The sequence below is a fragment of the Capnocytophaga granulosa ATCC 51502 genome (genome assembly GCF_000411115.1).
Taxonomy (GTDB): domain Bacteria; phylum Bacteroidota; class Bacteroidia; order Flavobacteriales; family Flavobacteriaceae; genus Capnocytophaga; species Capnocytophaga granulosa.
In genome coordinates, this window is sequence record NZ_KE150242.1 from 956,284 (window position 1) to 976,865 (window position 20,582).

Annotated in this window: 22 protein-coding genes and 1 pseudogene; 20 read left to right on the top strand and 3 right to left on the bottom strand. The window is 42.7% G+C overall.

The genetic code is table 11. The features are described 5' to 3' along the window. Positions 1 to 50 precede the first annotated feature (50 nt). The 4 genes from HMPREF9331_RS04260 (at position 51) to alr (ending at position 3,136) form a co-directional block, all read left to right on the top strand. Complete coding sequence (locus tag HMPREF9331_RS04260; protein WP_040356952.1) at positions 51 to 1,034, top strand: RHS repeat domain-containing protein; 984 nt, start codon at positions 51 to 53, stop codon at positions 1,032 to 1,034. Between the two features lie 82 nt (positions 1,035 to 1,116). Next, entirely contained in the window at positions 1,117 to 1,866 is a 750-nt protein-coding gene (locus HMPREF9331_RS04265; RefSeq protein ID WP_016419901.1) for an enoyl-CoA hydratase/isomerase family protein, read from the top strand. Beyond that, positions 1,863 to 2,027: a hypothetical protein gene (locus HMPREF9331_RS13075; RefSeq protein ID WP_009642682.1), complete on the top strand. Its 165-nt coding sequence runs from the start codon at positions 1,863 to 1,865 to the stop codon at positions 2,025 to 2,027. Before HMPREF9331_RS04265 ends, HMPREF9331_RS13075 begins: the two co-directional genes overlap by 4 nt. A gap of 2 nt (positions 2,028 to 2,029) precedes the next feature. Next, positions 2,030 to 3,136, top strand: a complete 1,107-nt coding sequence (alr, locus tag HMPREF9331_RS04270) for an alanine racemase (RefSeq protein WP_016419902.1) — start codon at positions 2,030 to 2,032, stop codon at positions 3,134 to 3,136. A 63-nt stretch (positions 3,137 to 3,199) separates the two neighbouring features. Here the strand turns inward: alr and HMPREF9331_RS04275 are convergent, their stop codons facing one another. After that, positions 3,200 to 4,450: an ABC transporter permease gene (locus HMPREF9331_RS04275; protein ID WP_016419903.1), complete on the bottom strand. Its 1,251-nt coding sequence runs from the start codon at positions 4,448 to 4,450 to the stop codon at positions 3,200 to 3,202. 23 nt (positions 4,451 to 4,473) lie between these two features. Between HMPREF9331_RS04275 and HMPREF9331_RS04280 the strand changes: the two genes are divergently transcribed. From HMPREF9331_RS04280 to HMPREF9331_RS04305, 6 genes are all read left to right on the top strand, one after another. Beyond that, positions 4,474 to 5,691, top strand: coding sequence for an exo-beta-N-acetylmuramidase NamZ family protein (locus HMPREF9331_RS04280; RefSeq protein WP_009642691.1), 1,218 nt, complete (start codon positions 4,474 to 4,476; stop codon positions 5,689 to 5,691). 206 nt (positions 5,692 to 5,897) lie between these two features. Further along, positions 5,898 to 6,932, top strand: coding sequence for a UDP-3-O-(3-hydroxymyristoyl)glucosamine N-acyltransferase (gene lpxD / locus HMPREF9331_RS04285; RefSeq protein WP_016419904.1), 1,035 nt, complete (start codon positions 5,898 to 5,900; stop codon positions 6,930 to 6,932). A 36-nt stretch (positions 6,933 to 6,968) separates the two neighbouring features. Next, complete coding sequence (locus HMPREF9331_RS04290; protein ID WP_016419905.1) at positions 6,969 to 8,366, top strand: bifunctional UDP-3-O-[3-hydroxymyristoyl] N-acetylglucosamine deacetylase/3-hydroxyacyl-ACP dehydratase; 1,398 nt, start codon at positions 6,969 to 6,971, stop codon at positions 8,364 to 8,366. Position 8,367: 1 nt separating this feature from the next. Then, positions 8,368 to 9,177: an acyl-ACP--UDP-N-acetylglucosamine O-acyltransferase gene (gene lpxA / locus HMPREF9331_RS04295; RefSeq protein ID WP_016419906.1), complete on the top strand. Its 810-nt coding sequence runs from the start codon at positions 8,368 to 8,370 to the stop codon at positions 9,175 to 9,177. 93 nt (positions 9,178 to 9,270) lie between these two features. Beyond that, on the top strand, positions 9,271 to 11,262 hold the full coding sequence (locus HMPREF9331_RS04300) for a M3 family metallopeptidase (RefSeq protein WP_016419907.1): 1,992 nt from the start codon (positions 9,271 to 9,273) through the stop codon (positions 11,260 to 11,262). Between the two features lie 98 nt (positions 11,263 to 11,360). Continuing rightward, entirely contained in the window at positions 11,361 to 13,952 is a 2,592-nt protein-coding gene (locus tag HMPREF9331_RS04305) for a DUF6493 family protein (RefSeq protein WP_016419908.1), read from the top strand. Positions 13,953 to 13,959: 7 nt separating this feature from the next. On the opposite strand, the gene HMPREF9331_RS04310 is transcribed toward HMPREF9331_RS04305, so the two are convergent. Next, entirely contained in the window at positions 13,960 to 14,214 is a 255-nt protein-coding gene (locus tag HMPREF9331_RS04310) for a DUF5053 domain-containing protein (protein ID WP_016419909.1), read from the bottom strand. Between the two features lie 14 nt (positions 14,215 to 14,228). Continuing rightward, a complete protein-coding gene (locus HMPREF9331_RS04315; RefSeq protein ID WP_016419910.1) occupies positions 14,229 to 14,420 on the bottom strand; it encodes a hypothetical protein in 192 nt (63 codons plus the stop codon). A 692-nt stretch (positions 14,421 to 15,112) separates the two neighbouring features. Here HMPREF9331_RS04315 and HMPREF9331_RS04320 point away from each other — a divergent pair. The 10 genes and pseudogenes from HMPREF9331_RS04320 (at position 15,113) to HMPREF9331_RS04365 (ending at position 20,579) form a co-directional block, all read left to right on the top strand. Next, positions 15,113 to 15,760: a hypothetical protein gene (locus HMPREF9331_RS04320; protein ID WP_016419911.1), complete on the top strand. Its 648-nt coding sequence runs from the start codon at positions 15,113 to 15,115 to the stop codon at positions 15,758 to 15,760. Between the two features lie 248 nt (positions 15,761 to 16,008). Then, positions 16,009 to 17,244 carry a site-specific integrase gene (locus tag HMPREF9331_RS04325; protein ID WP_016419912.1) on the top strand — a complete coding sequence of 412 codons (1,236 nt, stop codon included), beginning with the start codon at positions 16,009 to 16,011 and terminating at the stop codon, positions 17,242 to 17,244. Between the two features lie 588 nt (positions 17,245 to 17,832). Beyond that, the gene (locus HMPREF9331_RS04330; RefSeq protein ID WP_016419913.1) at positions 17,833 to 18,168 is read left to right on the top strand and encodes a hypothetical protein; all 336 of its coding nucleotides are present in this window, start codon (positions 17,833 to 17,835) and stop codon (positions 18,166 to 18,168) included. Positions 18,169 to 18,193: 25 nt separating this feature from the next. Further along, positions 18,194 to 18,628, top strand: a pseudogene (locus tag HMPREF9331_RS04335) (single-stranded DNA-binding protein). A gap of 29 nt (positions 18,629 to 18,657) precedes the next feature. Continuing rightward, positions 18,658 to 19,104, top strand: coding sequence for a hypothetical protein (locus HMPREF9331_RS04340; protein WP_016419915.1), 447 nt, complete (start codon positions 18,658 to 18,660; stop codon positions 19,102 to 19,104). Beyond that, on the top strand, positions 19,101 to 19,310 hold the full coding sequence (locus HMPREF9331_RS04345) for a hypothetical protein (RefSeq protein WP_016419916.1): 210 nt from the start codon (positions 19,101 to 19,103) through the stop codon (positions 19,308 to 19,310). Before HMPREF9331_RS04340 ends, HMPREF9331_RS04345 begins: the two co-directional genes overlap by 4 nt. Before the next feature lie 6 nt (positions 19,311 to 19,316). Continuing rightward, positions 19,317 to 19,550: a hypothetical protein gene (locus tag HMPREF9331_RS04350; protein ID WP_009389118.1), complete on the top strand. Its 234-nt coding sequence runs from the start codon at positions 19,317 to 19,319 to the stop codon at positions 19,548 to 19,550. A 19-nt stretch (positions 19,551 to 19,569) separates the two neighbouring features. After that, complete coding sequence (locus HMPREF9331_RS04355) at positions 19,570 to 19,821, top strand: hypothetical protein (RefSeq protein ID WP_016419917.1); 252 nt, start codon at positions 19,570 to 19,572, stop codon at positions 19,819 to 19,821. 14 nt (positions 19,822 to 19,835) lie between these two features. Further along, a complete protein-coding gene (locus HMPREF9331_RS04360; RefSeq protein ID WP_016419918.1) occupies positions 19,836 to 20,333 on the top strand; it encodes a PRTRC system protein E in 498 nt (165 codons plus the stop codon). 27 nt (positions 20,334 to 20,360) lie between these two features. Next, on the top strand, positions 20,361 to 20,579 hold the full coding sequence (locus tag HMPREF9331_RS04365) for a PRTRC system protein C (protein ID WP_009744763.1): 219 nt from the start codon (positions 20,361 to 20,363) through the stop codon (positions 20,577 to 20,579). The last annotated feature ends 3 nt before the right edge of the window (positions 20,580 to 20,582 follow it).

A 20,582-nucleotide genomic window follows, 5' to 3' on the forward strand; every position in this document is an offset into this window, starting at 1 on the left:
ATCAGTAAGTTATAGAGCTTGCGAAACTTAAATCATTATTTTTAGGTATTATGGAAAGGGATATGCGTCTTTGGTCGTTAGTTCCCCCTTCGGGGATTAAGGGGATTATTCGGAGCATTTTTTGTCTCTTTTCCCTGCTGAGTTTTTGTGCAAAAGCCCAGCAGGAGTCCTCCTATGAAGAGTTCAAAAACCTCAAAGGTAAAGTACGCTCCGTAGAGGAGAATTACTATACTTCCTTGGAGCACTACCGCAATCGTACCTATGAGAAGCAGTACAAAACCTTGGAGGTTGTAAAGCGCTGCCTGACCTTTGATGAGCTGGGGCGAGCGTGGATTTTTGAGGAATACGATACTCCCCAGCATTGTTTGAAGAAAAAGGTGTTCCTATACGATAGTCTTTCCCGACCCATAGGCTATGATGAGCTCTATGATACGGGCGAACTGAATTACCGAAAGCGAGATAACTATTGGTCTGCCGTCTATACCTATCCTCAAGATGACCCTGACCCCAAGGCCAATATCATCTCCGCTCTTGTCTATTGGGGCGATTTGTTAAACGAACATCGTACTTATACCTACGACAGCACAGGACTGCTCATCGAGGAGAACATCACCCATGTAGAGCATGATAGGGACAAAGTCTCTTCTTATGGTACTTGCCTCAGTTATACCTATAACCCACAGGGACAACTAACCAAAGTCCGTTGGGAGGCCACCTCCTCTGGCGATGTGTTGTATAGTGATATTTACAGGTACGATAGCCAAGGAAGGGTCATACGGAAGGAACACTGGTGGGACAATACGTCTTTTATCAAATATTCCTATGAGTACAATGAAAAAGGTGACCTCTCCATTGAACTCAAGGAAGAGGGCGATTTATTAGAACGCCCCAAAGTCAAGAGTAAGGAGTTTTTTTACTATGCTTACCTATACGACACTCAAGACAACTGGATTAAAAAAATTGCTTCCACCGATAGTGGCATTTATTTAGTAACTGAAAGAATCATCAAGTATGACTCAGTTGTTAGTGATTAGTAGTTAGTGATTAGAAACTAACAACTAACAACTAACAACTAACAACTAATCACTAATCACTAATCACTAATCACTAACAACTATGGATTACGTACTCACCACTACCTCCGGTAGCATCGCTACCGTAGAATTTGCCTCTGAGCAGGCCAATGCGCTTTCTATGGATCTACTCCAGCGTTTGGCGAACGAGTTAGACTCCCTCTCTACCCGTGAAGACGTCAAGGCTGTCGTCTTGCGAAGTGCGGGAGAAAAAGCCTTCTGTGCGGGAGCTTTCTTTAACGAATTGGTGCAAGTAGACTCCCCCGAAAGTGGCCAACGCTTCTTCAGTGGCTTTGCTCGCGTACTCTGTGCCATTCGCAACTGCCAAAAGCCAGTCATCGCCAGGGCTCATGGCAAGGCTGTCGGCGGCGGGGTAGGCGTACTGGCCGCTTGTGATTATGTCTTTGCTACCGAGGCGGCAGCTATCCGCTTGCCTGAACTGAGTATCGGTATAGGCCCTTTTGTGATTGCCCCCGCCATTGAACGAAAAATGGGCGTGGGTGCCCTCGCTGAACTCTCCCTTACGCCTGACCAGTGGAAAAATGCATATTGGGCAGAGAAAAAGGGACTCTATGCGCGTGTTTTTGAAAATACAGCCGACCTTGACAAGGAATTGGGCTATTTTACCGACAAACTATCGTCCTACCCCTTGGAGGCCCTTGTGGAAATCAAGCACATGCTCTGGAAGGGGTGCCCTTCTTGGGAGCCGCTTCTCTTTGACAACGCCTCCGTTACAGGACGCTTGGCGCTATCTGCTTATACCAAAGACAAACTTAAACCTAAAAATTCATGATTCCACTCCAGCAGAACATTGAACAAATACAGGAGAAAATCGCTCATGCCCCCGATAGTGGTTATGCCATAGGCATACTCATAGGGAGTCTCTTGCCTTTTGCGGTATTGGCCATACTGGGGTATCTTTTGTTTTCCTACTATAAAAATAAAAAACAATAAAAATGTCAGTACAAGAAACTACTTTGGAGATTCGTTTGGACTATCTCCAACACAATGTACGCCAACTCAAAAAATACCTCAAGCCAGGCACACGCTTCTTGGCTGTGGTCAAGGCCAACTCTTACGGCAATAGCTCCGTAGAAGTAGCCAAATACTTAGAAGAAAACGACTTAGCGGACGAGTTTGCCGTGGCTTTCACCTCCGAGGGTATCGAGCTACGAGAGGCGGGAGTTACCCGTCCGATTCTGGTCTTCCACCCGCAACTGGTAGATTTCGAGCAGCTTGTCCAGTACAACCTTGCCCCTACACTTTATTCCAAAAGGCTCATCACTCACTTTATAGACTTTGCCCAGCAGAAAGGATTACACGAATATCCCTTTCACCTCAAGTGCAATTCTGGCATGAACCGCTTGGGCTTCTCTCTTGAGGAGATAGATGAGATTTGCCAGCTACTCAAGGGACACCCTGAGCTGAAAGTAAGAACGGCTTTCTCTCACCTTTTGGCATCAGAAGACCTCGAAGCGCGCCCTTTTATGGAAAAACAGATTGCCTTATTCAAGGCTTTCCAAAAGAAATTGGAAGCTCACTTCTCTCATAAGATTATCTACCACAATTGTAATACTTCGGGCATACTCAACTACCCTGAGGCACATTTTGATATGGTGCGCAGCGGTATCGGTATGTATGGCTTTGCCAACGACCCGCGCCTGCAGAAGGACTTTAAGCCTATCACCACGCTCAAGAGTATCATCTCTCAGATTCATACGATCAAAGCGGGGGATTATGTGGGCTATAACTTTGGCTTCCAAGCCCAAAAACCTATGCAGATAGCCACCATTTCCGTAGGCCATGCCGATGGGCTTAATCGTATCTATGGTAAAGAAGTAGGATTTGTATTCATCAAGGACAAACGCTGCCCTATCGTTGGCAATGTATGTATGGACATGATTATGGTAGATATCACAGGACTTGATTGTGAGGAAGGCGACGAAGTGGTCATCTTTGACGAGCGCCACACCAGCGAAACCCTCGCCGAAACCGCCAAAACGATCTCCTATGAGTTGATCACTTCCCTCTCCCGACGTATCAAAAGGGTATTCATTCAGTAGTGGTTAGTTGCTAGTGGTTAGTGGTCAGAGACTAACCACTAACAACTAATCACTAACAACTAATCACTCAAACTTGATAGCTCTAATAGGCGAAATCTTACTTACGATATAGGAAGGAATCAGTAGCATCAGCAGACAGACTACCAATATCCCTATATTGAGCGCCAATATATACCACAAGTGTATATAGATAGGCACTTCCGACACATAATAGATGGATGGGTCGAGCTTCAGTGGTGTAAAATAATACTGTACCCCAAGCAATCCCAGCCCTATAAGATTGCCCCAAAACAGCCCTAAACCAATGAGGTAAGCAGCATTGTAGAGAAAAATTTTGCGAATACTCCAGGAAGTTGCCCCCAAGGCCTTGAGCATGCCTATCATTGGGGTACGCTCTAGGATAAGTACTAGTATAGCGGTGATCATATTCACCCCTCCTACAATCACCATGATACTAATGATAATCAGTATGTTAAGATCAAAGGTGTGAAACCATTCAAAGATTGTGGGGTATTTCTGAGCAATAGTCTGTGAGTCGTACTCCGCTGGTATATGATCATAGATATAGGCTCCCGTAGGCTCCATTTGGTCAAAGTCTTTAATATAGACCTCAAAAAGCCCTGCTTGTTGCGCTGACCACTTATTTATCTTCTGTAACTGACGGATATCTACAAGTATATAAGTTGCATCAAACTGCTGAAAACCAGAACTGTATATCCCTGCTATGGTGAAATTGCGTTGGTTGGGGATACCCATATTGTCCTCTCTTAGAAAAAGGGTATTGCATGTATCTCCTACTGAAAGCTCCAAGCGATTGGCTAAGTACTCGGATATAAGTACTTCGTTACAAATGGAGTCAGAAGCAAAATTGGGGAGCTTTCCTGCCTTGAGATAGCCTTGCATATATTGCGGATCAAAGTCCTTCCCTACCCCCTTGGCGATGATGCCTTCAAAAGTCTTCTCAGTGCGTATGATGCCCCCTTTGGTAATAACGGCTTGTATATGAACTACTTTCTGCCCACCCCGATTGAAGAATTGGGGATCCGTATAAAAGTCTTCTTCCATAGAGATAGGCGCTACCGATACCTCCGAGCGGTTGGTGTCGTAGTTAAATATCTGAATATGACCATTCAGTGAGGCTATTTTCTGCCGAATACGCTCTTGCAAACCACGCCCTGTGGCTATGGCTATGAGAATCATCACCACCCCAAGGGCTATAGCACTAATGGCTATTTTGATAATTGGAGAAGAAATACTACTTTTGCCCCCCGAATTATGCACCATACGACGGGCTATAAAAAACTCAATATTCAAAATATAAAAAACGCAAATTTAGAATGAGCAAAATTACACTTTTTTTATTATTTATGGGCATCTTTGGCCAACTTTCTGCTCAAAATATTTCTTTTAAGAAATACGAATATGTAGGAACAGGTGCCAGCCAGCATTACCAATACCTCCCTATGCTTGCAGGCAAGCATGTTGGAGTGGTTACCAATCATACTGGAATTATCCAAAAGATTGTCCATCAGAAGGATAGTACCATCACTGTGCAGAATGAGCATCTAGTGGATTTTTTGCTTTCAAAGAAAGTTAAAATCGATAAGGTTTTCGCCCCCGAACATGGCTTCCGCGGCACTGCCGATGCAGGCGAAGTAATCAAGGACGGAGTGGATGCCAAAACCAAACTGCCTATCGTCTCTCTCTATGGCAAGAACAAGAAGCCTACTGCCGAACAGCTCAAGGGGATTGAGGTGATGCTCTTTGACCTACAGGACGTGGGGGTACGTTTCTATACCTATATCTCTACCCTACACTATGTCATGGAGGCTTGTGCTGAGAATTATATCCCTTTGGTGATACTCGACCGCCCCAATCCAAACGGACACTTTATGGATGGGCCTGTACTGGAGCCTGCCTACAAGAGTTTTATAGGCATGCACCCCGTCCCTGTCGTCTATGGCATGACCATCGCCGAATATGCCCAGATGATTAACGGAGAGAAATGGCTCAAAGGGGGCTTGCAATGCAACCTGAAGATTATTCCACTAAAGAGTTATGACCGCAAGGCCATCTATCCGCTCCCTGTAGCGCCTTCGCCCAACTTGCCCAATGCAACAGCCGTAAATCTCTATCCCAGCCTATGCTTCTTTGAGGGTACTCAAGTGAGTATGGGACGCGGTACCAAGTGGCAATTCCAGATTTATGGCTCTCCTTACTTGGAAAAAACAGCCTTTACCTTTGTTCCTAAGCCCAATGCTGGAGACAAAAACCCAAAATTCAATGGGCGTACCTGCTATGGGGAAGACCTCACCCAGACCCCTCCCCTCTCCCAGCTGAACCTCTCTTGGCTTATCAAGGCCTACGAGCAAACCTCTGGGGTCAAAACGCCTTTCTTTACCTCTTCTTTTGACAAATTAGCAGGCAACAAAACCCTCAAAGAGCAACTCCTACAGCACAAAACTGAGAAGGAAATCAGGGATAGTTGGCAGAAATCCCTTAAGGACTTCGCTAAAATAAGACGAAAATACCTGCTCTACCCCTCTGATTTCTAAACTAATCTCGTAGGGGCAAAGTCCGCGAAAGCGGAGCATGTGAGGCGATTCGCCCCCTACTTCACTAAATTTGTGAAGAAAATTATCAAAAAAATAGCTGCTATATGAATTTTATTTTTTATTTTTGTGCCATCAAAAGTAGGTGTTTGTCCCATACAACGCCTTTTATACAGGTAAACAACTGTATTACAAGAACTTAAGTCTTTATGTCACATAAATTCAAAGCAAGTCAAATTGCCCAAGTCCTCAATGGAACACTTGATGGCGACCCTGAAGTAGAAGTCTATAAGCTGGCTAAAATAGAAGAGGGTAGCCCTGGTGCCATTACTTTCTTGTCCAATCCTAAGTATCGCCCTTTTATCTATACCACTACAGCTTCTGTTGTGATTGTAAAAGATGATTTCCAACCTGAACAACCGCTACAATCTACCCTCATTAGAGTGGCAGATCCTTATTCTGCTTTTACACAACTACTCGAATTCTATAACCAAATGCGTATCTCCTCTAAAGTGGGAATAGAAAGTCCTGTCTCTATTGACCCTTCTTCTTCTCTTGGGGAGAATGTATATATAGGGGCTTTTACCGCTATCGGGGCGCACTGCAAAATAGGTAATAATGTAAAAATATATGCCAATACCACCATTGGTGACCATGTAACTATTGCTGATAACACAATCATTTTCAGCAATGTAGCTATCTATGCCGACTCAGTTATCGGAGCTAATTGTATCCTCCATTCAGGAGTAGTTATCGGAGCTGATGGCTTTGGCTTTGCCCCTCAGGAAGATGGTTCTTACAAGAAAATCCCCCAGATAGGCAATGTTGTCCTAGAAGACAATGTGGAACTTGGTGCCAATACTACTATTGACCGTGCCACCATGGGTTCCACCATTATACGCCAAGGGGTCAAGATTGACAACCTTGTACAAATCGCTCACAATGTGGAGGTTGGCGCTCACACAGTGATTGCCTCCCAAGCGGGAGTTGCTGGTTCTAGCAAAATAGGTAAACATTGTAGCATAGGCGGACAAGTGGGGATCGCAGGACACTTTACCATAGGAAACAATGTCAAGATTCAAGCCCAATCGGGTATCGGCCGCAATGTCAAAGACAATGAAGTAATACAAGGCTCCCCTGCCTTTACTTATATGGATTACAATAAGTCTTATGTGGTCTTTAGAAAACTTCCTGAACTGCTTAAGAAAATTGACGAATTAGAAAAGAAACTCAACGAAAAATAATATAACTTAAATTACGTAATTTAAAATAATTTGCTTGTGAAACAATATACATTAGCAGCCCCCGTTACCCTACAAGGAAAAGGGCTTCATACTGGAAAAAATGTAACCCTCACACTCAAACCTGCCGCCGAGAATACAGGTTTTGTATTCGTACGTGTGGATTTGGAAGGTAGCCCTATCATTGAAGCCGACGCGGCTTATGTAACCAGCACCGAAAGAGGTACCGTATTGGAGAAAAAGGGAGTAAAAATTCAGACTTGTGAGCATGTCTTAGCCGCTTTAGTGGGTATGAACTTGGACAACGTCTCTATCGAATTGGATGCTCCTGAACCACCAATCATGGACGGCTCTGCCAAATACTTTGTAGAGGCTATTGAGAAAGTGGGCATTGTGGAACAACAGGCCGAACGCAACGAATATATAGTACGTGAGGTCATCTCTTACAAAAACGAAGAAACTGGCTCTGAGATTACTGTTATCCCTGCCGACGAATATCAGGTAACCACCATGGTAGATTTCGGCACTAAGATTCTCGGCACTCAGAATGCTTATATGAATACCCTTTCCGAGTTCAAGGACGATATCGCCTCCGCGCGTACCTTTAGCTTCCTACATGAGTTGGAAGTACTCCTAGACAGAGGCCTTATCAAAGGGGGCGACCTGAACAATGCTATTATCTATGTGGATAAAGAGCCTTCTGCTGAGACTATGGATAAGCTTAAAAAGGTCTTCAACCGCGATAATGTAACGGTAAAACCTAACGGAGTTTTGGACAATATCACCCTGCACTATTCCAATGAAGCTGCCCGCCATAAGCTCCTTGATGTCGTTGGCGACCTTGCTCTAGTGGGAGTACGCATCCGCGGAAAGGTGATAGCCAACAAGCCTGGCCACTTTACCAATACTCAGTTCGCTAAGAAATTGGCTAAAATCATCGCTAATGAGCGCAAAAACGATATTCCTAAAGTGGATATCAACCAAGCACCACTAATTGATACTGTGGGCATCATGAAGCTACTACCCCACCGTCCTCCTATGCTCTTAGTGGATAAGGTATTTGAACTTTCAGACAAACATGTGATCGCTACCAAAAGCGTAACCATGAACGAGCCTTTCTTCGTAGGACACTTCCCTGGAGCACCTGTTATGCCTGGGGTACTACAGATTGAGGCTATGGCGCAAGCCGGAGGGGTGTTGATCCTCAGCACCGTTCCCGACCCTGAGAATTACCTGACTTACTTTATGAAAATTGACAATGTCAAATTCAAAAACCCTGTGCTCCCTGGCGATACACTGATATTCAAATTGGAACTACTCACCCCTATCCGTCGTGGTATTTGTCACATGCAGGGCTATGCCTACGCCAATGGCAAACTCGTTACCGAAGGGGAACTCATGGCCAAAATTGTAAAACGTGACGAAAACCAACAGTAATATGATGTATCCCTTAGTCAATATACACCCCGAAGCCAAAATAGCTCAGAATGTAGTGGTAGAACCTTTCTCTACCATCTGCAAAAATGTGGAAATAGGCGAAGGGACTTGGATAGGCCCCAACGTTACTATTATGGAGGGCGCGCGCATCGGGAAGAATTGTAAGATCTTCCCTGGGGCGGTCATCTCTGCCATTCCCCAAGACCTTAAGTATAGGGGGGAAGAGACCACCACTCATATTGGAGACAACACCACCATTCGCGAGTGTGTGACTATCAACAAGGGAACCATAGACCGCATGCGTACTGTAGTGGGTAACAACTGCCTGATCATGGCTTACTCCCATATCGCACACGATTGTATCGTGGGGGACAATTGTATTTTCTCCAATGGCACCACCCTCGCCGGACACGTAACCGTGGGTGATTGTGCTGTAATGGCTGGTATGACGGCTGTCTATCAGTTCTGCTCTATCGGAAGCTATGCTTTCGTTACTGGGGGTTCCTTAGTAGGTAAGGACGTGCCTCCTTATGTCAAGGCCGCCCGCAATCCACTCTCTTATGTAGGGGTCAACTCCATTGGGCTACATCGTCGTGGTTTCTCTACTGAAAAAATCCGTGAAATACAGAACATTTATCGTATTCTTTTCCAAAAGAAACTCAGCACCTCCCACGCCTTAGACTATATAGAGGCCGAAATGGAAGCTACTGTGGAGCGCGACGAGATCCTACAGTTCGTCCGCCGTTCCCAACACGGTATTATGAAGGGTTATGCAAGCATAACCCCAGAGGAAAACGATAAAACTTTTTAAAATTCCAAATTCTATATCATAGGGGCGAATTACCATTCGCCCCCTTTTATTATAGTAATTAACCTTTCATTTTTCACTATTAATTTTTCACTTATGTTTGATTCCGCTCCTTTTTCGCATTTCACACCTACCGACTACCGCCCTGCTATTGAAAAAGCAATAGCCGAGAGCCTTGTTGAAATTGACAACATCACCAAAAACCCAGAACCTGCTACTTTTGAAAATACAATAGCGGCTTTGGCTTATGTAGGTTTAGATCTTGACCGACTCACGGCCATGTTCTTCAACCTCAATAGTGCCGAGACCAACAAAACCTTACAGGCAGAAGCCCAGCGTATCTCTCCCCTACTCTCCGACTATAGCAACGATATCCGCCTGAACGAAGCGCTCTTCAGGCGAGTAAAAGCCGTCTATGACCAGCGTGGAGACTTATCACTCACCGCCGAACAACAAACTCTTTTAGAGAAAACCTACAAAGGGTTTACCCGCAATGGGGCTAATTTGTCGCTTAATGACAAAGAACGTTTGCGCGAAATAGACAAGCAATTGGCTTCGCTCAAGTTGAAATTTTCCGAGAATGTACTCTCTGAAACTCAGCACTACCAATGGGTGATTACTGACAAAGAACAACTCAGTGGATTGCCCGATTTTGTCCTTGAAATGCTCGCTCAAGAAGCCCAAAAGCACCAACTAAAAGGCTGGGTCATTACCCTAGATATGCCGGTGTATACAGCCGTAATGAAGTATGCTGACAACCGCGCCCTACGCCAAAAACTCTTCACCGATTATCACAGTCGCTGTGCAGGAGAGTCTGCCTTTAGCAATGAGGCCAATGTCTTGCGTATTGCCGAGCTACGCCAAGCCCGTGCTACCCTCTTGGGCTATCCTTCTTATGCGGCGTTCGCCTTGGAAGAGCGTATGGCAGAAACTCCCGAAAAGGTGATGAGCTTCCTCAATGAGCTGTTAAGCAAAGCCAAACCACAAGCGCTCAAAGAGTTAGAACAGCTCAAAGCTTTCTCTGGCCTTACTGACTTTGAGCAGTGGGATTTTGCTTACTATGCGGAAAAACTCAAGCAGGAGCGTTACCAGATTGACGACTCCCTGCTCAAGCCTTACTTGGCTCTGGACAAGGCCATAGAGGGTATGTTTGCCGTAGCACATAAGCTCTACGGACTTCATTTCTCCCTTACCGATGAGGTAGAGACCTACCACCCCGAAGTGCAAACCTACAAGGTAACCGATGAGAAAGGCCATTACCTCGCCCTTCTCTATACCGACTTCTTCCCTCGTGCAGGCAAACGCAACGGGGCATGGATGACCTCCTACAAAGAACAGTATATTGATAAGCAGGGCAATGATTCCCGCCCTCATATATCCATAGTGTGCAACTTCACCCGTCCCACCACTTCTGCCCCTTCTTTGCTCACCTTCGGCGAGCTAACAACGCTCTTCCATGAGTTTGGCCACGCCCTCCATGGCATGCTCTCCAAGGTTACTTACCCTTCACTGAGCGGTACCAATGTAGCCCGTGACTTTGTGGAACTCCCCAGTCAACTGATGGAAAACTGGTGTTATGAAGAAGAGACTTTGAGACTTTTTGCCTCGCATTATCAAACGGGCGAGCCTCTGCCTATAGAATGGGTACAAAAGATAAAAGAAGCCAGCGCCTTTATGGAAGGTATCCTAAGCGTACGCCAGCTCAATTTTGGTTTCCTTGATATGGCTTGGCATACCTACCCTCATTTGGAGCGCTTGGAAAGTGTACGCCCTTTTGAACAAGAAGCCACCAAGGTAACCCAGCTCTATCCCCCTATTGAAACCATGTGTATCTCCCCCGCCTTCTCTCATATTTTCAGCGGAGGCTATGCCGCAGGCTATTACAGCTATAAGTGGTCGGAGGTATTGGATGCTGATGCTTTTGAAGTCTTTAAGCAAGCAGGTATCTTCAACATAGAAGTTGCTACCCGCTTTCGCCGAGAAATACTTGAAAAGGGCAGTAGCGAAAAGGAAAGCCTGCTATACAAGCGTTTCCGTGGCCAAGACCCCACAGCCGATGCCCTTATCCGAAGAGCCTTCGGGGAATGATAAACGAAGCGTAAAGCTAGCAGATACTTGGAGCTGGCTATGTGAGTGAAAAACTATTCACTATTCATTTTTCACTATTCACTTTTAATTTTCCCCCTATGAACGATTCCCTACTTTCCGCTATTAAGGCTCACGATTTTGCTACTATACGCAACATTTGCTTTGCGTTCTCTCAGGAAGAAAGACAAGAGCTAAAGAGTTATCTTGCCCGAAAAAACTTCAACTTTATCTTTCGGGAAGTCCTCGAAAAAGAGAAAAGATACCATTTCTCTAATAAGGAATTAGCCCTTATCTCATACACTATTATGTGTGTGTGCAATACCCTAAGGGAGGTAAGAAAAATAGAACTTTTCCAGAATATAGAACCTTATGTAAAGGGGAATTACTACTATTTCCTATCTTCTTTAGAAGACGAGATTTTATTAGATTTCGTCCAGTCTCCGCAAGGGGCTTATATGATAGAAGGTATCCAGCTAATGTACAAGGACAATCCACTGAAGATGTCTTTTCAAATACTTTGGTCAGCATACAAGGCTGGGTATATTGCTCTTAACGAGGAAATTTTTATACATAAAATGTATGGCTTCAATTGTTGGTTTAAGTCAGAAGATCATCTTACGGAATACCTACTGAAATACCCAGAGACAGTTGTTCTTTTCCCTTCTGTACCAGCATATATCCAAGATACTATATTTGCTACCGAGGAATGGAAAAAAATATATCATACGCTAAACGAAAAAGGATATTTCACTAACAGAAACTCTATCCTCCACGCTTTTATAGAAGCCCTACTCAACCCTTGGAAGAAAAATGTCTTGGATATGTATTGCCGTTGGATAGAAGCCCTCGAACCCTCCCCCAAAGAGCTTTTAGCTAACCAACACACCCTTTTTGCCCTCCTTAGTAGCGATAAAACCTCGGTAATCAACTTTGCCCTCAAGCTCATCAAAGAGATCGCCGACGAAAAATACTTTGATTTTCAAGCTTTTGCCGACAACTTTACCCTGTGTTTTGCTACCCAAAAAATAGCCAAATCACAACTCATAGGTTTGGATATTTTAGCAAAGCATTACAAACAGCAACCTCCTGTAAATATAGAATACCGCGAACAATTGGCGGTACTCTTCACCGTCCCCGATGCAAAGCTACAGGAGAAAGTCGCCAGCTTGCTAACCACTTATTTTGGAGGAGAAGGATTGCCGGAAGTTGTAGCACCGTATCAGGATTACCTAAAAGGAAAGGCACAAGAGCTTCTCCAATCCTTACCCTCACCCAACTCATCAGAAACCTCTGAAACTGCCTGTGTGGCTCACACCTCTGAAAGTGCCCGTGTGGCTCGCACTTCCGAAAGTGCCCGTGAAACTCACACTCCTCGCACTTGGGACGATCTGCTCTTCCTCATTGGCGATTGCATTCGTGAGCGCTCGCCCCTTGTCTTAGATCTTTTCTTTGAGGGCTTGAACCAGTTACAAGCGCAGATCCCCGCAGATTTCTCTCAGCAGATAAGCCCCTACCAAAAGCAGTTGGGCAACCAGCCTTTTGAATTTACTACCTACCGAAAGTGTATGCGCTGGGTGATCGATGTCTGGGAAGGCAAAGCCTCTCTTTCCGATGATATTTTCGGCGGAAAACTCTATAATCCTATACCGTTCCTCCGCGAGAAGACCAAGCGACTGCTTCTAAAACTCAAGCAAGGAAATACCTTGCCGTTTGTCAGTACCCCCACTCATAGTCCTTTTTACATAGACCCACAGGTGTATTTAGAACGCATCGCACAATATGAGAAAGCTGGCAAACCCCCTATGTGGGAAGATGTAGTTGTGGGGCTTAACCGCCTGCTCCCCACCGAGATTACAGAAGTACAAAAGCAATTAGCCCTTTCCCTTACAGGTGAGTATGCCCCTGCCTTACAATATTACTTTGAAGTGAGCAAAACCATCACCGTAACCGATGCTACAAGGGTGCTCTGGGGACAAGTCTTGCGCCTGAAAGACATTGATGGGGTATTTCCTGAATTGGAAATCCCACAAAAACCCAACTTACAGGGCTTAGTACGTCCGTTTTATCTGGAATATGAAGTAAAACCCACCAAAATCAAAGGGTTAGAACGAAATAAAATCATTTTGGAAGACGATTGGGATAAAAAATACAGTACTTATTCGCTCTACAATGACCTTGGAGCCAATTATTACAATGTATCTCCTATGAGCAAGGCAACAGATGAAGATATTGATTACCAACTCAGTCTAAACCCTCGCTATATTGACGGTTGGCTGTGCAAATACCTACTCACTTATGCCCAAGGCATGGAGGGCGAGAGCCTCACCGAAGCCACCCGCGTAATGAGTTTGCTACTTGAGCACCACTTGCCTATCTATCACGGCGGTTGGCTGATGGTAGCTACTTGTCTTTTAGCCGAAAGAAAAAACCTGCGCGACCTCACTACTGAATATATACTTCTAAGCCTGCAAAGAGGGAAAATGCTCACCTATCTCGCCGAGGCCATCGGGACACTCTTAGCCCATAAGTACGCCCCTATCGCTCGTTTTATAGAGTTCCTAGACCTCCCCACCCGCGACCCTAAAATAAAGGCTTTCCAAAAAGCAGTAGTAGAAGCCTATTTACCTTTGGCGGAAAAACAAGAAAAGAAACCTACCAACCATAAGAAATTAGTAGCGTTCTGTTGTTAGCCATTGATTATTCAAAATTATCAGCAGTTCTGCGTATACGCTCTGCCAAATCATACAAAGCTCCTTTGAATTGTTCTTTTTCGGCCTCTGTAAAGCCTCCTATACCTCCGTTGCCATCGCTATCGGATAATTTATTATAGATCCAAGAAGCTGATTTCCCAAAATAGCGTTGGGAAATCTTTGCCCATGATATATCAAGACCTATATCTTGTATTTGCTGTTTTGTAGAAAGTTTTTTATTAATAACAATTTCTAATCCCATAATTTTTGTTTTTATCAATTATTGTTTTTCTTTTTACTTCTTTCTTTTTTAAGAAGGGCTTTGCGTGCTTCATCATCTTCCCCGTCTAAAAGTTCTTCAAAAATCCTACGTGCATACCATTCCAATTCCCACGATGGATTGTGTTGAGCTTCTCTAAAATTACGAATAGCAATAATCAACTCTTCTTCCTTCTCTGTAAGTTTCATTTTAGTATGAGTTTTGTTTTGCAAAGATACTGTAGATTTCCACAATATACAAATTTTTTCCTTTCTCTTTTCAAAATTATTTTCCTAACCAAATAAAATAACTATCTTTGTCCCTTAATCATCATTTTCTAATTTAACGTGAGTTCGATATAACGAAAGCTCCCACAGATTTTCACGGATTTCACAGATTTTCTATGTTTGTGTAATTGTGCTGTTACGATTTACACAGATTTTTATAAGGCCAAAGGCCTTATTTATCCGTGGAAATTAAGGAGTTATACTTAGTTGTTGTATCATTCTCTCCGTGAAAATCCGTGGAATCTGTGGGAGAAAAATATAATTTTGCTTACGTCGAACTCACGTTAATTTAAGTTTCGCAAGTCGTTTTTAGGCTATTATTGCAATTATAAATAACTAATAATCAATTATTTGTAAAAACCTCCCCCCCCCCACTCTCCAAAGGATAGTCTGCGAATACTTGGAGCAGAGTATATGGGTTGCGAGAGCGGAGTATGTGTCTTTGAGGGCGTTGAAATAGCCTAATTTGTTTATCAAATTAGAAAATTTCTCTTCTATAACTTATTGAACCTCTATTACTTACTAACTCCCCCCTTGAGGGGGGGGTAGGGGGGATGTTTTGAGAATCAGCAAGTTATAGAGCTTGCGAAACTTAAACTTTTAACTTTTCAATTATGAAAGAACTTTTACTTTCCGCCATTAAAGCACACGATTTTAATGAGATACGTACTATTTGCTTTGGTCTTTCTGAGGAGGAACGCCTAAAGCTAAAGGTGTTTTTCCTTGATACGCCCATCACTCAAATGTATGATCTGCCCAAAAGTTGGGCTAAGAATGTGCCTAACGATCATATAGTAATGGCTTATGCCTTTATGTGTTTGAGTGATCAAAGAGAAGAAATACTCCACTTTGAGCGAAAAAATAATATCTGTCCTTGGTATGTAAAAGGGGTGTTTTACGATTTCCTTTCCACAGCTTTTTATCCAGAGCTTTTAGCGCTTATCCAAGCACCTCAAGGGGCTTACTTGAAAGAAGAATTGCCACAAATGTATGTAGAAAATGCAAAATATATCTCTTTTGAGATGCTTTGGGTGCTGTATAAAATGGATTTGATACCTTTTAATGAAAAATTGTTCGTTGAAAACTTTTATCACAAGAATGTTTCCTATCGTGAAGAACCTTTTTTCATCGATTTGTTATTACAATACCCTGAAATAGCTACCCAAATCCTTGCAGCAGCCCCAAAATATATCTATACTTATCTATATGATACTGAATATATCTTGGCAATGTATCACATTTTGAATAAAAAGCTAATTTAAAATGCAAAACTACAAAAAATAATGTAATTAACTCATACAAAGAGGATTATTTTTTTTGATAGGAAGATAAGAGAAGACAGAGACTTAGATGATTTGGACAGGTTTTTTCAAAATTAGGTTTCTAAATCGTTACCTAATGACTTGAAAAAATATTTTCATTAGTAGGTTATATTTCAGTGTTTTACACCTTTTTTCATATTGTACAGTAACTTGATAAAAAGTACTTTCGCAAATTAAAAAATTAGAGTATGAAAAAAGTAAAACGCTCAACCTTTAAGGTATTATTCTACCTTAAAAAGAATGCCCCAAAGAAGAACGGTAAGGTTGCTATTATGGGGCGTATTACCATTGACAATCAGGTAGCTCAGTTTAGTACCAAACTTGAAATTCTTCCACAGAAATGGGATTTGAAGTACGGAAGGGTAACAGGTAAAACAGAAGAAGCTACCCAACTCAACCGAAAGCTGGAAGAGATCCGCTCACGTATGATTACTCATTATGAGGAGCTGATGAAGTACGAGGGAGTGGTTACTGCTCAGAAGCTAAAAGCTACTTTCCTAGGTATAGGAGTAATGGAAGATTCCTTGCTAAAAGTCTATGAGAAGTTCAAAGAGGACTTTGCCTTGATGGTAGAAAAAGGTGTTAGAAGTTCGAGAACACTTAATAAATACGAGAATGTATACACCCATTTGAGCGAGTTTATCCAGTACAAATACCACAGAAGTGATATTTCTTTCAAAGAGCTTACAGAAGACTTTATCAATGATTTTGACTTTTACCTTAGAGTCAATAAAAGTCTTACTCACAACACAATATGGGTTTATATGATGCCCCTTTGTAAAATGGTAGAAATAGCCATAGACAAAGGAATTATCTATCGCAATCCTTTTAAGAATTATATAAGTTCTATGGAGGAGAAAGATAGAGGCTATTTGCTTAGAGAGGAAGTAGAAGCTCTTCTACAATATCACCCTAAGAGTGCTTCTGCTGAATTAGTACGAGACTTATTTGTTTTTAGTTGCTTTACAGGTTTTTCATATATTGACATCAAGCAGCTCAAAAAAAGTCACTTACAATCGTTCTTTGACGGCAACAAATGGCTTATCAAACGCCGTCAGAAATCTGATGTGCCCTGTAATGTACGCCTATTGGATATAGCCGAGAAAATTATTGAAAAATATGAGGGTACGACTCGTACAGAGGCACTATTTCCTACGCCCTCCAACACTAATTGCAACCTCCTGATCAAAAAGATGATGAAAGATTGTAACATCATTCGTGAAAAACCCATTTCATTTCACTGGGCACGCCATACCTTTGGTACTCTGTTCTTAACAGAAGGGGTTCCCTTGGAAAGCGTTAGCAAGATGATGGGACATAAGAATATCAAAACCACCCAGATTTATGCTAAAATCACCAATGAGAAAATTAGCAAGGATATGGAAATTGCAGCCGAACGATTAAAAAACTTAAAGATAGGATAACTAACAAATTCCCTCTGAGAATTAAAATCCATTGATAACATTTCAAAAAGAGATGTGTCAATGGATTTTTTTGTTGCCTTACAGAAAGCTATTAGAAGAGAAAAAGACTTCAACAAATAAGGAAAAGGGTATTCGTTTGTCACAAATAGAAATACGTCATTAAGGCTTACCTATTTTCCCTGTTTTAAACACTTAAGGCACGTAATGGCGGTTCGTTGTTCGAGTGCAAAGGTATTTCTGTGTTATTAACGCTTCTTGCAAGGTCAAGCCCGATGGGTTTTCAAAAAAATCTCCAGCCCTTGTCCGTTGTCCTGCGGGTAGTATTTTTTGAAAAACCTTGCAGAAGCTAAACACAGACCTTTTATGGCACTCGAAACGAAACCAGCTCATTCCGACCTTTAAGCGAATAAAAAAAATGTCAAATATGAGAAAAATGCCGCTTCTTACAGATTGTTTTTTGAAACGAATACCGCTTTTCCTCCCATTGTCGAATAAAAAATTTCAAAAAGACAACCTAAAAGCCGAAAATCGTGCGTATCGTGTCCAAACAAGCTGTAAAGCCGTATAAAACTCCTAAAATGCAACAAGATGAAAAAAGAACCCTGTATCGCAACCAAATTCGTGTCTCACGAAATAAGTCCCTTAGAGCATCTGAAAGACTGCCAAGTCTATCAGCTCCGTGTAAAGCTCAATAGTGGTGAGAAACTCAACCGAATAGAGAAAAATTGGATTACCCAAGCGGTCAATAGTAACTGCTTTTTCAGAAATGCTATCCCCTTATTGGGCTACCGATTTGACTTTTCCGATGTACTGAGAAAGTTCATTGTAAAGCAGTATAATACTTGGTATGAATACTATGCTATCGACCGCACCAGCCTCCGTGCCTATCTTTATGGGCGCATAGACCAAATAGTAGAAATTTAGTAACCTAATAACAAATAGAACGCTTATGAATATCGTAGGAAGACTTACCGAAAATGCACAAGTGCAAACCCTATCAAATGGCAAACAAGTCGTTAATTTCTCTGTAGCAGTGAACGACAATTACCGAAACAAAGCAGGTGAAAACGTACAGCAAACCTCCTTTTTTGACTGTGCTTATTGGCTCAGTACGGGGGTTGCTCCGTACCTTACCAAAGGCACATTGGTTGAATTGGAAGGATGAGTATCGGCACGAGCGTGGCTCAATCGTGAGGGAGAGCCTCAAGCAGGCTTGAACTTTCACACCTCCAAAATCAAATTCCACTTTAGCAAGAAAGCAGAAGTAACACCTAATACCTCTGCAAGTGAGACAAATAACGCAAATGCTATAACACCTTTGCCAAAGCCCCAAGTCACAGCAGGGCAAGTCGCAGAGGAAGACGAGGACGATTTGCCTTTCTAAATGTATAACCCTTTAAAATTGAACAGAAAATGAATATCAGCAAAACACCTACAACACACCTATTGGTGCGTGCCTATACCAATAGCGAATGGGATAGTTGCTACTTTGCCCTTATCACCCTTACTGAGCAATGGCTTGAGAAAGTGAAAAAAGTAGCCCAACAAGTATCTACCCTAAAGAGCGACCCCGATTTTGTGAACCTTAGTTTCTATGAGGCAAGAACCGACTTTTATACCCTCAGCGATGAGGAACAGCCCGATTTATCCTTTTTGGAAGAACGTACTTGGGCTTTTGTGGAACTCACTGAGGAGGAATTAGCCTCTTTCAATGCGCCTGAAAGCCGTTTGGATATTTACCGAAGCGTATTTACTCGATACGATGATTTCTATATAAAAGCCTATGGAAAATACTCCTCTGATGAGTATTGGACGGACGACATCCGTTTTGATGAACTTTTTAAAACCTTTGAAAAATGATAATAACAGACCTCAATGGTGCACCTATAGAGGTAACCGACCTTGATAAAGCCTTAGCGCAAGCCGATAGCTTTAGAGGCTATAAGCATACTGACAACACCCACAAGGCGTTAGACAAGAGGCTAAAAGCCTATTGGCAGGACTTATATATTAAACTAAAGCAACTCAAAGAAGCCCACCAAAACTCAACCCTTAATAAAACCTAACAGCCTATGGAAAGCGTTTACTTAGTCTATAAAACCGATAGCTGGCACTATATGAGTAGCCGTGTCCTTATGCAAGTATGCACAAGCAAGTACAAAGCAATCGAAGTGATAAAAGCCTATTGCAAGCGGTACAAGCTACCCTTTACCCAAGACGACCTAACCAACTTGCAATGGTACGACCAAACCCAATGTAGCAAAAGAAGCATTGAGTTTGAGATAGAACCCCAAGAAGTAGTTTAACCTAAAAAAGAGTATCCTAATGAACACACTCAAACAACCCCTAACAACCGACACCCAAGCCCTATCCTATATAGGGATAATCATCCGAACTTTTGAACCACTGCACTTTATGAACCTTAGCAACCAAGACCGAGAGGCAACCCTTAAAGCCCGACAAGCCTTAGAAGCTATCGTAAAGGCAAACGGCTACACAGTGAGTTATCGCACTGAAAACACTATTAAAAAAGCCCCCTTAAAAGATAAGGATATAAAAACAGAAGTATCAATTTAAAAACGAAGTATCCAATGGAAACCCATTTTTTCAATCAAATTGCTCAGTTAGCCATACAAGGCAAACTGCACTTAGTTGTAACCCAAGAAGCAAATAGCCAGCTTGTTGTATCGGTATTGCTTGAGAATGAACAATGTTCAGACCCTGCCAAGCACCTTTTGCCTCCCTTAGTACTTAGAGGCACTGCCGAAGAATTAGATGCAGGCTTTTTTCAAAGCATCTCCCAACCCTTAGAAGAAACCTCCTCTCTGCTTGTGAATATGGAGCAGTACATTGAGGCGCAAAAGCAAGCCCAAAGGCAATCAGCTATGGAGAAAGAAAAAGCCGAGAAACAACAAAAGAAATACGATGAGGCTATGAAAAAAGTAGCTGATTTAGAAGCGCAGGGCAAGTACCGAGAAGCGTGGTCAAAACTACCTCCTCCCGATGAGTTTCCTAACTATGCCGATAAAATCCGCAAAAAAAGGTCAGAACTATCCACACACTTTGCCCCTACCTTGTTTGAAGAATAAGTATTAACCCCTAAAAAAAGTATTGTTATGCTCATAGCTACCCAACTGAAAAGAATGTTTGTCTTTGAAGAAAACCGACAAACTATTCACCTTGCCGACCCTAATCCATCGTGGTCAGTAGAGCAAGTCAAGAATTTTTACAGCACCCATTACCCCCTGCTCACCAATGCCAAAGCTGGCACACCTTACGTAGAGGGAGACAGCGTTGTCTATCCCCTACAAATCACAATGGGTACAAAAGGCTAAATC